Origin of the sequence: Symbiobacterium terraclitae (assembly GCF_017874315.1) — a bacterium.
GTDB classification, from domain to species: Bacteria; Bacillota; Sulfobacillia; order Symbiobacteriales; family Symbiobacteriaceae; genus Symbiobacterium; species Symbiobacterium terraclitae.
The window spans coordinates 24772-39758 of the sequence record NZ_JAGGLG010000003.1 but is presented as its reverse complement, the minus strand read 5'-3'; the positions used below and the strand labels follow the sequence as shown (position 1 = coordinate 39758).

Genomic DNA, 14987 nt, shown 5'->3' with positions numbered 1-14987 from the left:
TCACAGCCGTGAACGAGTATCAGCCGGGGTTTGAGCAGTTTGCCTGCATCAAGGTCATCGGCGTTGGTGGCGGCGGCAACAACGCGGTCAACCGCATGATTTCGGCCGGCCTGAAGGGCGTCGAGTTCATTGCCGTCAACACGGACGCGCAGGCGCTGAAGAGCGCCCAGGCTCCCACCCGGCTCCAGATCGGGGCCAAGCTGACCAAGGGGCTCGGCGCGGGCGCCGACCCCGACATCGGCAGCCGCGCCGCCGAGGAGAGCCGGGAGGAGATCGCGAACGCGCTGCGGGGCGCGGACATGGTCTTCGTTACGGCCGGCATGGGCGGCGGGACGGGCACCGGCGCCGCGCCGATCGTGGCCGAGGTCGCCCGCGAGATGGGCGCGCTGACCGTGGGCGTGGTCACCAAGCCCTTCACCTTCGAGGGCCGCAAGCGCATGAGCCAGGCCGAGAAGGGCATCCAGAACCTGAAGGAAAAGGTCGACACGCTGATCACCATCCCGAACGACCGCCTGCTGCAGGTGGTTGACAAGAAGACCAGCCTGATGGACGCCTTCCGCACGGCCGACGACGTGCTCCGCCAGGGCGTGCAGGGCATCTCCGACCTGATCGCCGTGCCGGGCCTGATCAACCTGGACTTCGCCGACGTGCGCACGATCATGTCCAACACCGGCTCCGCCCTGATGGGCATCGGCGTCGCCCGCGGCGAGTCCCGCGCCGCCGACGCCGCCCGCGCCGCCATCTCGAGCCCGCTGCTCGAGACCTCGATCGAGGGCGCCAAGGGCGTGCTGCTGAACATCACCGGCGGTTCCGACCTCGGCCTCATGGAGGTCAACGAGGCCGCCGAGATCATCGCCCAGGCCGCCGACCCCGAGGCCAACATCATCTTCGGCGCGGTCATCGACGACTCCATCACCGACGAGATCCGCGTGACCGTCATCGCCACCGGCTTCGGCGACAGCGACTTCCCCGGCTGGGGCCGCCGCAAGGCCGGCCAGCCGCAGGTGGGCGAGGTCAAGCCCATCGTGGACGAACTGGACATCCCCGCCTTCCTCCGCCGCAAGCCGCAGTAAGGATTTGCCGACAGACGCGGGAGTCTGCGCCCGAGTTGGGCGTGAGCTCCGGAGCTGAAGATCGCGAACTGGGGGCGCCCCTGAGCAGGGGGCGCCCTTTCTCGCGCCCGCCGGCGCGGGCGGCATTTCCAGGCTCGTGCGGTTTGGTGGGTACCCCGGGGGGCCGGAGCTCGGGCGCGGAGGTCCCTCGTTGCCGCACATCGGGTCTGTTCTGGTTGCGTGTTGATGGTGGTGCGAGGGAGTGTGCGACACAGTGGGTACCCCGGGGGGCCGGGGCTCGGGCGGGGAGGGTCCTCGTTGCCGCGCATCGGGTCTGTTCTGGTTGCGTGTTGATGGCGCTGCGCGGCTCGGCACGGTGGGGGCCGCGTGGGCCGGGGCTCGGGCGGGGAGGGGCTTCGTTGCCGCGCATCGGGTCTGTTCTGGTTGAGTGTTGATGGTGGTGTCCGCCCGCAGCCCGACACGGTGGGGGCCCCGGAGGCTAGGGCTCGGGCGGGGAGGCCCCCGTTCTCGCGCACGGGATCTGTTATAGCCCGATGTTGATCCCGCCGCAGGTCCACCCGTTGCAGTTCAGAGACGGGGAGCAGCGGCATCAACAGTAAAGCCGAACAGAGTGGATACGGTCGGGTGGGGCCGCGGGGGCAGGGCATCAACAGTGAAGTGGAACAGAGCGGATGGGGTCGGGTGGGGCCCCCTGGAGCAGCGGCATCAACAGTGAGGCCGAACAGAGCGGATGGGGTCGGGTGGGGCCCCCTGGAGCAGCGGCATCAACAGTGAAGCCGAACAGAGCGGATGGGGTTGGCTGGGTCCCCCTGGGCCAGGCATCAACAGTGAAGCCGAACAGAGTGGATACGGTCGGGTGGGGCCCCCTGGAGCAGCGGCATCAACAGTGAAGCCGAACAGAGCGGATGGGGTTGGCTGGGTCCCCCTGGGCCAGGGCATCAACAGTGAAGTGGAACAGAGCGGATGGAGTCGGCTGGGTCCCCCTGGGCCACCGCATCAACAGTGAAGCCGAACAGAACGGATGGGGTGGGAGCACCCCCCGGGGCCGGGGCCAGGCGTTCCCCTGCCGATGAGGGCCGGTGCGCTCCCTCCGTCAGGACGGACCGATGCGCCCCCTCCACCAGGGCGGACGGACGCGCCCCCGCCGCCCGACCGGGTCGATGGCCGGGCGGCATGAGCATGCTCCCGGGGTTCGACAAGATGCGTCAAACGGCGGCGTCACGTTGCGACCACAAGCGACAGCGCGGCTGGGCTAAGATGGTGGCATAAATGCAGGACTTGCTTCGTAGTCTCGCGCTGCGGGATGGGGTGAGCCGTTGCAGGGGGGCCTGGCGTGGGTGAAGTGACCGCTGTCGGGCAGGTGCTCCTGTTCGTCATCAACCTCGCCTTCGACCTGGCGCTGCTCTGGTTCGCCGCTCGGGTCGCCCGGGTGCGCCCGCGTACCTGGAGGCTCTGGGCGGCGGCGCTGCTGGGTGCGGCCCTTGCGGTGCTGCCGGTGGTCCTCCCGACCGCCTGGCCGGGCGGTGGGGGGGACTGGCTGGTTTCCGGGGCGGCGGTGGTCTCGGTCAGTGCCCTGCTGGTCCTGCTGGTGGTCTGGCCCGGCACGTGGTCGCAGTTCGCGGCGGTGTTCGCCTTCTTCTGGACCGGTCTGGCCCTGGCTGGCGGGCTGCTGCGGCTCCTCGAGGAGCGCCGCCCCGACCTGTTCGTCTCGCCACCGGCCATCCTGGTGGCCACCGGGGTGGGCGTGGCGGTCGGCGGCGTCCAGCTGCTCTGGCAGGTGCACCGGGAGCGGGCTGAGGTTGATGACGCCCTCTACGAGCTGGCGGTCTTCTTCGACGACCGGCGGGCCACCCTGGTCGGACTGCTGGACTCGGGCAACCACCTGCGCACCCCCGTGAGCGGCCTTCCCGTCGTCATCGTGGCCGCTGACCGGATGCGTGCCCACCTCCCGCCCGAGGTGGTCCGCGCTGCGGGCGGCGGGCTGGACGTGCTGGACGGCCTGCCCCCGGAGTGGCAGGTCCGGTGCCAGCTGGTGCCCTACGCCGCGGTGGGGCGGGCCGACGGGATGCTGCTGGTGGTCAGGCCCGACGGCGTGGCCGTCCGCCCGCTGGGACGGGGGGAGTGGGTGCCCGTGCGCGGCCATATCGGGTTGGCGGCCCACCCGCTGGATCCGGAAGGGCGCTATGCGGCGCTTCTGCCCGGGGAGATTGCGGCAGCGGCCCGGAGGAATCAACGGCGGAGCCGCACCGGTGAGAAGGAGGAGGAGTGGCCCGATGCACACGTTCGTTAGGAGGCAGCTTCTGGCGCTACAGGGGGTCCTCTTCCGGGTGTCTACCCGCGCGCTGCGCTGGCTCGTCGCCAGAGGCCTGCTGAAGCCCAGACCGATCTACTACGTAGGCTCCAGCGAGGCGCTGCCGCCGCCCCTGACGGGGGAAGAGGAAGCCGAGCTGCTCATGCGCCTGACAGAGGGCGATGAGAGCGTCAAGAACACCCTGATCGAGCGCAACCTGCGCCTCGTCGTCTACATCGCCCGCAAGTTCGACAACACGGGCATCTGGGTCGAAGACCTGGTCTCCATCGGCACGATCGGCCTCATCAAGGCGGTGAAGACCTTCGACCCGTCGAAGCGGATCAAGCTGGCCACCTATGCTTCAAAATGCATTGAGAATGAGATTCTGATGTACCTGCGTCGCTCCTCACGCACCCGGAGCGAGGTCTCCTTCGACGAGCCGCTCAACAAGGACTGGGAGGGCAACGAACTCCTCCTCTCGGACGTGATGGGCACGGACGGTGACATCATCTACCGCGGCCTCGAGGAGGAGGTCGACCGCATCCTGCTGCGCAAGGCGATGGCCAAGCTGACCGGCCGGGAGAAGCGCATCATGGAGCTGCGCTTCGGACTCACGGACGGCCGGGAGCGCACGCAGAAGGAGGTGGCCGACCTGCTGGGCATCTCGCAGAGCTACATCTCCCGCCTGGAGAAGCGCATCTTCAAGCGGCTGAAGAAGGAGATCCTTCGTATGGAATAACCAGTGTCGGAACGTTATGCAGGTATACAGTATATGTAAGCGATTCCTGAACACGGAATAGCGCCCGGAAGCCGTGGACATACTCCCACATGAATGGGGCAGCCGTCCGGCGCCCATGGGGGAGGCATCGTCCCGGCATGATGATCAACAAAGTGGAGATACCCGGGGTCAACACCGCCAAGCTTCCGGTCCTGACCAATGCCGAGATGCGCCAGCTGTTCATGCGGATGCAGAGCGGTGAGACTGCGGCCCGCGACCAGTTGATCACCGGAAACCTTCGCCTGGTGCTCAGCGTCATCCAGCGGTTCAACAACCGGGGGGAGTACGTCGACGATCTGTTTCAGGTCGGCTGCATCGGCCTGATGAAGGCGATCGACAACTTCGACCTGAGCCAGAACGTCAAGTTCAGCACCTACGCCGTGCCCATGATCATCGGCGAGATCCGGCGCTACCTGCGCGACAACAACCCGATCCGGGTCAGCCGCTCGCTGCGGGACATCGCCTACAAGGCGCTGCAGGTGCGCGACACGCTGGTCAGCAAGCTTTCACGGGAGCCGACCGTCCAGGAGATCGCCGACGAACTGAAGCTTCCCCTGGAGGAGATCGTCTACGCCCTGGACTCGATTCAGGAGCCGGTGTCGCTCTTCGAGCCGCTCTACCACGATGGCGGCGACCCCATCTACGTCATGGATCAGGTCAGCGACGAGTCGGAGCACGACGGGCAGTGGCTGGAGGGGATCAGCATCCGCCAGGCCCTGCACCGGCTCAACGAGCGGGAGCGGCTGATCCTGACGCTCCGCTTCTTCGAGGGCAAGACCCAGATGGAGGTGGCGGAGGAGATCGGCATCTCCCAGGCGCAGGTGAGCCGGCTGGAGAAGGCCGCGCTGTCGCACATGCGCAAGTACGTGTAACCGGTACACAGTGCAGGGGCCTCACCCGACCCGGGTGGGGCCCCGGCGCGTCCGGCGCGGCGGCGCGCCCAAGCCGCATGTTCGCAGGGCGGCCTCGTTCACCCGTTTATGTCACCCTGTTTAGATTATCGTCAACCGGGCAAGACTCTCTTCCTGGGAGGGCGGGGACGTATCCCCCGCCGAGGGAGGAGAAACGATGAACCGGAAGCTGATTACCGGCTGGCTCCTGATTGCCCTGGGCCTCGTCCAGGCGGGCGGGGGCATCATGCTGGCCATGGCCGCGGCGCCTGGCGAGCCCGAGCTGGCCGATCCGAACCTGGTGCGCATCCACGTCATCGCCCACAGCGACGACGAGGCCGACCAGGCGCTGAAGCTGGACGTGCGCGACGCCGTCCTCGACCGGCTCCGGCCCGCCCTGGCCGGGGCGGGAAGCCGGGAGGCGGCTGAGGAGGTCATCCGGAGCCTGCTCGGGGAGCTGGAGGGCGCCGCCGCCGCGGTCATCGCCGAGCAGGGATTCACCTACCCGGTGCGGGCCGAACTGGGCAGTTTCGACTTTCCCGGCAAGGCCTACGACGGGCTCTACCTGCCCGCCGGCCGGTACCGGGCCCTGCGCATCCTGATCGGCGATGCGGCGGGTGCGAACTTCTGGTGCCTGGTCTACCCGTCGTTCTGCTACACGATCCGCGAGGTGCAGGCCCCGGCGGCCGGTCCGGGCCGCCGGCCCGATCCGTTCGGCGTCGTCGACGCCGGCGGGGCGATGCCCTGCCAGTGCGTCTGCCCGCTCTGACCGCCCACGGAAACGGCCAAGCCCTCGCCGCATAGGATGAGGTGAGCAGCGCGGGAGGAGGGCGGTCACGGTGGCCAAGGCGTCGGACCTGCGCAAGGACGTGATCGACATCCGGACCGGGCGGCGGCTGGGCGAGTTGATCGACATCGAGATCGACGAGAAGTCCGGGCGCATCACGGCGATCGTGGTGCCGGGGGAGGGGCGCTGGTTCGGCCTCTGGGGCGGCGGCCCCGACATCGTGATCCCCTGGACCAAGATCGTCTGCATCGGGCCAGACTGCATTCTGGTCGAGATCGAGCGGCCAGTCCCGCTCTGAACCCGGACCCTGGCCTGAGTCCACATACGGGAAGCACGGAGCGGTTCACCGGTGCGGTGAACCGCTCCCGCCATTTCACCCCGCCGCAGCGCGTCTGAGACGCCGATTTTCTGGTAGAATAGATGGCATGAAAGTTGAACTATGAGAGGGGTTGGCCCGAGGGTGGGCGTGGCCACATGGGTTGAGCACGACGGGGTGCAGCTGCTGCACCTGACCGCACTGGAGGCGCTGGGGGGCGTCCGGGCGGTCTTCACCGGGCGGCAGGGCGGCGTGAGCGCCCGCTGGGGCGGGGGCCTCAACTGGAGCGTGAGCGTCGGCGACCAGCCGGAGTCCGTGCGGGAGAACCGGCGGCGCAGCATCGCGGCGCTGGGTCTGACGCCGGGCACGGCCGTCATGGCCGGGCTGGTGCACGGCAACCGGGTGGCGGCGCTGCCCGACGCCACCGGCGACGCCGTGCACCCGGACGGCCCGCTGCCCCCAAGTTCCGCCGACGAGGTCCGGCTCATCCCCGAGACCGACGCCCTGATCACCGACCGGCCCGGCCTGGGCCTGGTGGTCACCGCGGCCGACTGCGTCCCCGTCTACCTGTACGATCCCGTCCGTCGGGTAGTCGGCGTGGCGCACGCCGGCTGGCGCGGTACCGTGGCCGGCATCGCCGCCGCGACCGTGCGGGCCATGGCCGCCCGCTTCGGCTGCGACCCCGCGGACGTGCACGCGGCGATCGGGCCGTCCATCGGCCCCTGCTGCTACGAGGTGGACGACGCCGTGGTCCGGCCCGTGCGCGGCTACTACGGCGACAGGGCCCAGGCCCTGCTGCGCCCGGGCGCCCGCGCGGGGCGCCACATGCTCGATCTCTGGACGGCCAACCGGCTCGATCTCGAGTCGGCAGGCGTACGGCATATCCATCTGGCGGAGGTCTGCACCGCCTGCCAGCGCGACCGGCTGTTCAGCCACCGGGCCGAGGGCGGGACGGCGGGCCGCGGTGCCGCGATCATCGCCCTGATCTGATCCTGGAGGGGGGTTGCCATGGGTTCCGACAACCGCAGGCCGCGCCGGCTGCGGCGCCGCCGCCGGTGGCCCCTCCTCCTGCTGGCCGCTGCCGCCGTCACATCCGCAGCCTACCTGCTCCGGACCACGCCGGCGGCCACCGGCCCGGGGTCCGAACTGCCGCTGTCGGGGGTGCGTATCGGAACCCTGGCGGTTACCGTGGATGCCGATGCGGTTATCGTCCGCCGGGAGCAGGTGGTCCGGGCGCCGCAGGCCGGGGCCGTCCGCCGCCTGGCTGCCGAGGGCGGACGGGTGCGGGTCGGCGGGGCGGTCGTGGAGTTCGTCCCGGGAGGCCTCGCAGCCTCTCCGGCGTCGGAGGGCACCGAAGCGGCGGCGGTCGGCACCGGCACGGAATCGGTCGCTGGAACCGGCGCCGAGCCGGCAGGCGGCAGCGAGTCCACGCCGGCACCGCCCGGCACTGATCCCGGGTCGCTTCCGACCGTGCCGTCGGCGGCCCGGCTGGAGTACGAGCGGCTGGCGGCCGAGATCTACGCCACGGCGGTCGCCCTGAACGAGGCCCTGGCCCATGGGCTGCCGACGTCGACCTACCAGGAACGGCTGAACGAGCTGGCCAGGGCCCAGGACGCCCTGCTGCCGGCCCTGCGCCTGGACGCCGCCTGGGCGGGCACGGAGGCGGCACCTTTGCCGTCTGCCCCGCCCACGCCCTCTCCGTCCCCAACCTCGCCACCCGATGCGCAGGACCCTCCGGAGATCCCAGCCGGGTGGCCGGTGGGTGAGGCGCAGGTGGTCACCACCGACGTCTCGGGCGTCGTCCTCTACCAGACCGACGGGCTGGAGGAGATCCTCACGCCAGAGGCCGTGGCCGGGTGGGGGCCCGCGTCGCTGCTGAACCTGCCGTATCCGGATGTGACCGAAGCTCCGCATGGGACCGTCGCGCAGGGCGCCCCCCTGTTCAAGCTGGTGGACGACCTCCAGGTGGAGATGCTCCTCCTGGTACCGGCCGAGCGCCTGCCGGAGTCGGCCCGCGCCGACCTGCTCGCAAACGGGGCCACCCTGAAGGTGGCCGGGCGGGACCTGCCCCTGGAGGCAACGGTGCTCCGGATCGCCGAGGAGGGCGAGCACGTGCTGCTCCACCTGTCGGCGCCGCTCCCGTCCGCCGATGCGCTGCGGGTGCGGCGGATCCGGGTCGCGCTGCTGCTGGCCGAGTACGAGGGCACCATCCTGCCCCGGTCGGCGGTGGATGTGGAAGGCGGCCGGACCGGGGTGTGGGTCGCCCGGCGGATCGGCTACCGCTTCGTGCCGGCGCGGGTCCTCGGCGGCACGGACGACGAGGTGGCGGTGGAGGCAGACCTGTCGCCCGACGCAGAGGTGCTGACGGAGCCGCCTCCCCCTGCGGCGCAGCGGCTGGCAGAGTAAATGCTGAGGTGGGAAATCCATCCGGCATTGGAAGGGAAGTTGGTTCGTGGTGTCGAAGATCATGGAAAACATAGGGTCAGTGCTGGGAGAGATCCGCGCGGCCGCACTGCGGGCCGGGCGCGACCCGGCTGAGGTGACGCTGGTGGTCGTCACGAAGACCCGGACGGTCGCCGAGATCGAGGAGGCCCTCGCCGCCGGCGTCCGCCACCTGGGCGAGAACCGCGTGCAGGAGCTGCGGTCCAAGGCCCCCTTCCTGCAGGCCCAGCAGCCGACCTGGCACCTGATCGGCACCCTGCAGACCAACAAGGTCAAGCAGGCCCTGGAGTGGGCAGACCTGATCCACTCGCTGGACCGGGTCTCGCTCCTGGAAGAGCTGGTCAAGCAGTGCGAGCGCCGCGGGCGCCCGTGCGATGCGCTGGTCCAGGTGAACGTATCCGGCGAGCATACCAAGCAAGGCCTGGCCCCCGCCGATCTGGAACCGTTCCTGCGCCTCGTCGCAGGGCAGCGCTGGGTGCGGGTGCGCGGCCTGATGACCATGGCCCCGCTGGTCGACGACCCCGAAAAGGCCCGGCCCTACTTCCGCCGCCTGCGGGAGCTGCGGGACCAGGTGCGGGATCTTGGGCTCGAGGGCATCAGCATGGAGCACCTGTCGATGGGCATGTCCGGCGACTACGTCGTCGGGGTAGAGGAGGGCGCCACCCTGGTCCGCGTCGGCACGGCGATCTTCGGCCCGCGGGACTGAGGGGCGCACGTTTGGGGTACACCAGAAGCACCCGGGGAGGTAACCTGCACATGCCGAACAAGCCGGGACTGTGGAATCGACTGGTTGACTACCTGGGGTTCGGTCCCGAGGAGGACGAGTTCGAGGACGAGGAACTGGAGGAGGAGGCTGCTCCGGTCGCCTACCAGGAGGAGCCCCGCCGTTCGGCCGCGTCGGACCGGCGCGACAAGGTGGTGCCCATCAGCGCCGTCCCATCCAACAAGGGGGCCGTCAAGGTCATCGTCGTGGAGCCCCGGTCCTTTGAGGAGGTCCAGACGATCGTCGACCAGATGAAGGCCCGGCGGCCGGTCATCCTGAACCTCGAGTCCCTCGACAAGGATCTGGCTCAGAAGATCCTCAACTTCCTCAACGGGGCCATCTATGCCCTGAACGGCGAGACACAGCGCGTCTCCGCGGGCATCTTCTTCTACGCTCCGCCCGGGGTGGACGTCTCCACCATGGGCCGCGGGCTGACCGGGACGGCCATCGGCGGCGGCGCCGTCGACCTGCCCCCCGGCGTGCTCGAGAAGCTGACGGGCCAGTCGGCCGGCAGCCGTGAGAGCGATCTCCTCGCCCGGGCCACCGGGCGGAAGGAGGAAGGCGACCGTACGGCCGTCGACCGGTCGAAGTTCGACTGGCGCAGCGAGTAGGCGGTCCCGGACCCCACGGAGAGGAGACCAAACCTGAATGATGCCAGTGCTGTTCCGCGCGATCAGCATCTTCCTGAGCATTCTGGAGGCGCTGGTCTGGGCGCGTGTTCTCATGTCGTGGTTCCGCCCTCGTTATCGAACCAGCAGTAACAGCTGGTTCTTTACGATTGAGGAGTATGTGTGGCGGGGTACGGAACCGCTGCTGGCTCCCATCCGCAACATCCTGCCCAGCACGGGTATGATCGACTTCTCCCCCTTCGTGTTGATGATCCTCCTGTCGCTCGTGCGGCGCATGGTGTGGGGGCTGCTCCCGTACTAGGAGGAGAGCAAGATGGCGCTGACGCCTGTGGATATCAGCAACAAGGAGTTTCCCGTGCGGATGCGCGGTTACGACCGCGACGCCGTGGACGACTTCCTGGACCGGGTGGTTCAGGAGTTCGAGCAGCTCATCCGCGAGAACGCCAGCCTGCGGGAGCAGATCGCGAACCTGACCCAGCGGCTGGAGCAGTACCAGAACCTGGAGCAGACGATCAACCGCACCCTGGTTCTCGCCGAGCAGGCGGCCGAGGAGATCAAGGAGAGCGCCCGCCGTGAGGCCGACCTGCTGCTCAGCCAGACCAGGGCGCAGGTGGAGCGCATGCTGGAGAACGGCCAGGCCAAGGCCCGGCAGATCATGGCTGACAACAGCGATCTGATCCGGGTGGTCGAGACCCTGCGCACCCAGGTGCGGGCGTTGCTGCAGTCGCAGCTGGAGGCCCTGGATGCGCTCCCCGACCCGCTGAGCGCCGTCGCCGCCGCCCAGTTCAGCGACGCCCGGGAGGCGCGGCCCGACGACCGCCGGGGTCCCGCATCCCAGGGTGGCGTCGCCCGGTAGATCCCGGGATTGACAGCCCGGGCTCCGCATGGTAATCTAGCCCAATAACGAATCCGGCGATGATGAGGACGAGTAGCGGGTGGACGCGGGGCAGAGAGCCGGTCACCTCGGTGCGAGACCGGTCCCGGACGCAGCCCGTGAAGATCACCTCGGAGCTCCTGCCCGAGCCCTGTGCGGTTCACGCCTGGGGGTAGGCGCAGGCGGGGTCGCCTCCGTTAGAGGGCGCCAGAGTCGTCGACAGGAAGCAGGCCAACCGTTGCCACCGGCCGAGCCGGAGGCAGACGCCTAGGCATAGGCAGCGGCCGAGTTGCAGCAGATGCCTAGGCATAGGCAGCAGCCAAGCTGGAGGCAGAAGCCAAGGCATGGGCATTGGCCATCCTGTCGCACAACAAGGGTGGTACCGCGAGCACAGCCTCGCCCCTTACCGGGGGCGGGGCTTGTCAGTTCTTCCGGAAGGAGTTGCGCTGATGTCTGAGAAACGTGACTACAAGGCGACGCTGAACATGCCTCAGACCGCCTTCCCGATGCGGGCGAACCTGCCGACCCGGGAGCCCGAGCAGCTCAAGGCATGGGAGGAGATGGACCTCTACAACACCGTCCAGCGGGCGACGGCCGGCCGGCCGAAGTTCGTCCTGCACGACGGCCCGCCCTACGCCAACGGCGACATCCACCTGGGCACCGCACTGAACAAGATCCTCAAGGACATCATCGTCAAGCACGCCACCATGGCCGGTTACGACGCCCCGTACGTGCCCGGCTGGGACATGCACGGGCTGCCCATCGAGCTGCGGGCGCTCAAGGAGATGAAGATCGACCGCAGCAAGATCGATCCGCTGGAGCTGCGGGCGCGCTGCCACGAGTTCGCCCACCACTGGCTCGACGTCCAGCGGGAGCAGTTCAAGCGGCTGGGGGTCCGGGGCGACTGGGAGCACCCCTACAAGACGCTTACCCCTGAGTTCGAGGCCAAGGAGGTCGAGGTCTTCGGCGCCATGGCCGCCCAGGGCCACATCTACCGCGGCCTGAAGCCAGTCTACTGGTGTCCTTACTGCGAGACCGCCCTGGCCGAGGCGGAGATCGAGTACAACGAGAAGACCTCCTTCTCGATCTACGTCCGCTTCCCCGTGGTCGACGCCCGGGGCCGGCTGCCCGAGGGCAGCTACCTGGTGATCTGGACCACGACCCCGTGGACCATCCCCTCAAACCTGGCCGTGGCCGTGCACCCCGACGTCGAGTACGGCGTCTACCCCACCGAGAAAGGGACCCTCGTCCTGGCCACTGCCCTGGCGGAGAAGTTCTTCGCGGCCGTCTCGCTGCCGGCCGTGGAGGCGACCGCCACGCTGAAGGGCACCGACCTGGAGGGGATCACCTACCGGCACCTGCTCTACGACCGGGTCTCGCCGGTCATCCTGGGCGAGCACGTCACCACCGAGGACGGCACCGGCCTGGTCCACACTGCGCCCGGCCACGGCCACGAGGACTTCGAGGTCGGCCAGAAGTACGGGCTGCCCGTGCTCAACCCGGTGAATGACAAGGGCGTCTTCACCGCCGAGGCCGGTCCCTTCGCCGGCATGTTCATCGAGAAGGCGAACCCGGAGATCATCCGGGCCCTGGACGAGGCCGGCATGCTGCTGGGCCAGGGCAAGATCCGCCACCAGTACGCCCACTGCTGGCGCTGCAAGAACCCGGTGATCTACCGGGCCACGGTGCAGTGGTTCGTGCGGGTGGAGGGGTTCATGGATGCCGCCAAGGAGGCCATGAACCACGTCAAGTGGATCCCCGAGTGGGGCTACAACCGCATGTACAACATGATCGACGGCCTGGCGGACTGGTGCATCAGCCGGCAGCGCTCATGGGGCCTGCCGATCCCCATCCTCACCTGCTCGGCCTGCAACGAGCCGTCGTTCGAGCCGAAGGTGTTCGCCCGGGTCGCGGAGATCTTCCGCACTGAGGGCTCCGACGCCTGGTGGCGCCGGCCGGCTGAGGACTTCATGCCCGAGGGAGGACTCACCTGCGCCAAGTGCGGCTCCCGCACCTTCCACAAGGAGAAGGATATCCTCGACGTCTGGTTCGACTCCGGCTCCAGCCACGTCGGCGTGCTCGAGACCCGTCCCGAGCTGAACTGGCCGGCTGACCTGTACCTGGAGGGCTCCGACCAGCACCGCGGCTGGTTCAAGTCGTCGCTGCTCACCGCGGTGGTGGCGCGGGACGGCCGTCCGCCCTACAAGGCGGTGCTCACCCACGGCTTCACCGTCGACGAGCAGGGCAGGAAGATGTCCAAGTCGCTGGGCAACGTCGTCGACCCGGCCAAGGTGATCCAGCAGTACGGCGCCGACATCCTGCGGCTCTGGGTGGCCTCAACCGACTACCGCAACGACATGGCGCTCTCCGAGAACATCCTGAAGCAGGTGGCCGACGCCTACCGGAAGATCCGCAACACCCTGCGCTACCTGCTGGGCAACCTGTACGACTTCAACCCCGAGACCGACATGGTCGAGCGGGACGACATGCTCGACATCGACCGGTGGCAGATGCACCGGCTGCAGGAGGTCGTGGGGAGGGTCTCCGAGGCGTACCGGGAGTACGAGTTCCACGTGGTGTACCACACCCTGAACAACTACTGCTCGGTGGACCTCTCGGCCGTCTACCTCGACATCCTGAAGGACCGGCTGTACACCAGCGGTGCCACCTCCCTGGAGCGGCGCTCGGCCCAGACCGTCCTGTACCACGTGGCCGACGCCCTGATCCGCATGCTCACGCCGATCCTCTCCTTCACCGCCGAGGAGGCATACGGCTACCTGCCCAAGCCGGCCGACTCGCCCGCCACGTGCCAGCTGCTCACGATGCCGCAGGTTGATCCTACTTACCTCGACCAGCCGCTGGCCGAGGAGTGGGAGAAGCTGATGGAGGTGCGGGAGGCCGTGCAGCTGGTGCTGGAGCGGGCCCGGGCCGACAAGCTGATCGGCTCGAGCCAGGAGGCCGCCGTCAACCTGTACACCACCGGCGGCGAGGGCTCGCTCGCCGAGCTGCTCAACAAGCACCTGCCCGACCTGCCCTCGATCTTCATCGTGTCCGACGTGAAGGTCTTCGTGGGCGGCCAGTCCGCTCCCAGCGGCGCCTACTTCGGCGAGGGCCCCGGCGACCTCTCCGTCGAGGTGGTCAAGGCCTCTGGCGAGAAGTGCGAGCGCTGCTGGAACTACCGGGAGCTCGGAAAGATCGAGCAGCACCCGACGCTGTGCGAGCGCTGCGCCGGGGTCGTGCTGGCGATGAACCTCGAGGAGGCCTGATGGCTGCCGGCTGAGGCTGCGGCAACCGTGACCCCCGTGAAGGACGGGCTCGTTGTCCGGTCCTTCACGGGGGTCTGCGCGCCATGGGACCGCTGCGCCGGCGCTTCGTGGCGCACTTTGTGGGGGGCGGAGATCGCCCTTGATGTTTCGGCATATAAGGTTCTGCATATGTACGACCGCCGGAGGGCGGGGGGTGTCCTCTCGCCCGCATTGCGCTCTGTTCGTGTTCACTGTTGATGACCTGGCCGGCTCCAGGGAGGGGGAGGGGGCCGAATCGAGAGGGTCTTGGCCAGCCCCAGCCCCTTTCCTGCGCATCAACAGTGAGGCCGAACAGAACGGATGCGCGACGGCGGTGTGGGCCTCCCCCAGCGCCGCCCGCCAGACCTGGGCTGCCAGGCATGGGCTGCCAGGCGTGGGCTGCCAGGCGTGGGTCGCCGGTCGTCATCTGTGTTCTCGGGCCGGCGCTCCGTCCGCGCGCACGGGTGTCAACAGTGAAGGCGAACAGAACGCATGTGGGTCAACCACCTGCCCCGGTCGCCGTCATCAACAGTGAGGTCGAACAGAACGCAGAGGCGCCGACCGCCGAGTCCCCCGGCCGCAACGGGCAAACAGACGAGGGCTGTGGCATTCTGCCACAGCCCTCAAGTGCGCCTTCGAACCTACTTCGTCACGCTGTCCTTGATATCCTGAAGCTCCTTCTTGACCTCGGCGATGTCCTCGCCGAGCCCGCCCTTCATCGACTCCTTGAAGCCGCGGATCGACTCGCCGACAGACCGGGCCAGCTGCGGCAGCTTGGCCGGTCCGAAGATCAGCAGTGCGACCACGAGGATCAGGATGATCTCGGTTGTTCCGATCCTGCTCATGCGCCATCCTCCCCCT

General features: G+C 68.7%; 14 protein-coding genes. 13 read left to right on the top strand and 1 reads right to left on the bottom strand.

All coding sequences use genetic code 11. The features are described from left to right. Window positions 1–8: 8 nt before the first annotated feature. From ftsZ to ileS, 13 genes are all read left to right on the top strand, one after another. Window positions 9–1073: a cell division protein FtsZ gene (gene ftsZ, locus J2Z79_RS02590; protein ID WP_209465300.1), complete on the top strand. Its 1065-nt coding sequence runs from the start codon at window positions 9–11 to the stop codon at window positions 1071–1073. A gap of 1333 nt (window positions 1074–2406) precedes the next feature. Continuing rightward, on the top strand, window positions 2407–3363 hold the full coding sequence (spoIIGA, locus tag J2Z79_RS02585; RefSeq protein WP_209465299.1) for a sigma-E processing peptidase SpoIIGA: 957 nt from the start codon (window positions 2407–2409) through the stop codon (window positions 3361–3363). Then, window positions 3347–4102 carry an RNA polymerase sporulation sigma factor SigE gene (sigE, locus tag J2Z79_RS02580; protein ID WP_209465298.1) on the top strand — a complete coding sequence of 252 codons (756 nt, stop codon included), beginning with the start codon at window positions 3347–3349 and terminating at the stop codon, window positions 4100–4102. Before spoIIGA ends, sigE begins: the two co-directional genes overlap by 17 nt. Before the next feature lie 137 nt (window positions 4103–4239). Continuing rightward, window positions 4240–5013, top strand: coding sequence for an RNA polymerase sporulation sigma factor SigG (gene sigG / locus J2Z79_RS02575; RefSeq protein WP_209465297.1), 774 nt, complete (start codon window positions 4240–4242; stop codon window positions 5011–5013). A 196-nt stretch (window positions 5014–5209) separates the two neighbouring features. Then, a complete protein-coding gene (gene spoIIR / locus J2Z79_RS02570; RefSeq protein WP_209465296.1) occupies window positions 5210–5800 on the top strand; it encodes a stage II sporulation protein R in 591 nt (196 codons plus the stop codon). 70 nt (window positions 5801–5870) lie between these two features. Continuing rightward, window positions 5871–6116, top strand: coding sequence for a YlmC/YmxH family sporulation protein (locus J2Z79_RS02565; protein WP_209465295.1), 246 nt, complete (start codon window positions 5871–5873; stop codon window positions 6114–6116). Between the two features lie 168 nt (window positions 6117–6284). Then, the gene (gene pgeF / locus J2Z79_RS02560) at window positions 6285–7124 is read left to right on the top strand and encodes a peptidoglycan editing factor PgeF (RefSeq protein ID WP_209465294.1); all 840 of its coding nucleotides are present in this window, start codon (window positions 6285–6287) and stop codon (window positions 7122–7124) included. Window positions 7125–7142: 18 nt separating this feature from the next. Continuing rightward, window positions 7143–8540: an HlyD family efflux transporter periplasmic adaptor subunit gene (locus tag J2Z79_RS02555; RefSeq protein WP_209465293.1), complete on the top strand. Its 1398-nt coding sequence runs from the start codon at window positions 7143–7145 to the stop codon at window positions 8538–8540. Window positions 8541–8589: 49 nt separating this feature from the next. Next, entirely contained in the window at window positions 8590–9282 is a 693-nt protein-coding gene (locus J2Z79_RS02550; RefSeq protein WP_342589401.1) for a YggS family pyridoxal phosphate-dependent enzyme, read from the top strand. A 50-nt stretch (window positions 9283–9332) separates the two neighbouring features. After that, window positions 9333–9950: a cell division protein SepF gene (locus J2Z79_RS02545; RefSeq protein WP_209465292.1), complete on the top strand. Its 618-nt coding sequence runs from the start codon at window positions 9333–9335 to the stop codon at window positions 9948–9950. A 37-nt stretch (window positions 9951–9987) separates the two neighbouring features. Continuing rightward, the gene (locus tag J2Z79_RS02540) at window positions 9988–10269 is read left to right on the top strand and encodes a YggT family protein (RefSeq protein ID WP_209465291.1); all 282 of its coding nucleotides are present in this window, start codon (window positions 9988–9990) and stop codon (window positions 10267–10269) included. Between the two features lie 12 nt (window positions 10270–10281). Beyond that, window positions 10282–10824, top strand: a complete 543-nt coding sequence (locus J2Z79_RS02535) for a DivIVA domain-containing protein (protein ID WP_209465290.1) — start codon at window positions 10282–10284, stop codon at window positions 10822–10824. A gap of 467 nt (window positions 10825–11291) precedes the next feature. Beyond that, on the top strand, window positions 11292–14108 hold the full coding sequence (ileS, locus tag J2Z79_RS02530) for an isoleucine--tRNA ligase (protein ID WP_209465289.1): 2817 nt from the start codon (window positions 11292–11294) through the stop codon (window positions 14106–14108). A gap of 659 nt (window positions 14109–14767) precedes the next feature. Here ileS and J2Z79_RS02525 read toward each other — a convergent pair. Continuing rightward, window positions 14768–14971, bottom strand: coding sequence for a twin-arginine translocase TatA/TatE family subunit (locus tag J2Z79_RS02525; protein WP_209465288.1), 204 nt, complete (start codon window positions 14969–14971; stop codon window positions 14768–14770). Window positions 14972–14987: the final 16 nt, after the last annotated feature.

Bases quoted from the DNA above. Each gene is read 5' to 3' on its own strand.
- sigE (WP_209465298.1), top strand. From the start codon at position 3,347: ATGCACACGTTCGTTAGGAGGCAGCTTCTGGCGCTACAGGGGGTCCTC.
- sigG (WP_209465297.1), top strand. From the start codon at position 4,240: ATGATGATCAACAAAGTGGAGATACCCGGGGTCAACACCGCCAAGCTT.
- spoIIR (WP_209465296.1), top strand. From the start codon at position 5,210: ATGAACCGGAAGCTGATTACCGGCTGGCTCCTGATTGCCCTGGGCCTC.
- J2Z79_RS02555 (WP_209465293.1), top strand. From the start codon at position 7,143: ATGGGTTCCGACAACCGCAGGCCGCGCCGGCTGCGGCGCCGCCGCCGG.
- J2Z79_RS02545 (WP_209465292.1), top strand. From the start codon at position 9,333: ATGCCGAACAAGCCGGGACTGTGGAATCGACTGGTTGACTACCTGGGG.
- J2Z79_RS02540 (WP_209465291.1), top strand. From the start codon at position 9,988: ATGATGCCAGTGCTGTTCCGCGCGATCAGCATCTTCCTGAGCATTCTG.
- J2Z79_RS02535 (WP_209465290.1), top strand. From the start codon at position 10,282: ATGGCGCTGACGCCTGTGGATATCAGCAACAAGGAGTTTCCCGTGCGG.
- ileS (WP_209465289.1), top strand. From the start codon at position 11,292: ATGTCTGAGAAACGTGACTACAAGGCGACGCTGAACATGCCTCAGACC.
- J2Z79_RS02525 (WP_209465288.1), bottom strand. From the start codon at position 14,971: ATGAGCAGGATCGGAACAACCGAGATCATCCTGATCCTCGTGGTCGCA.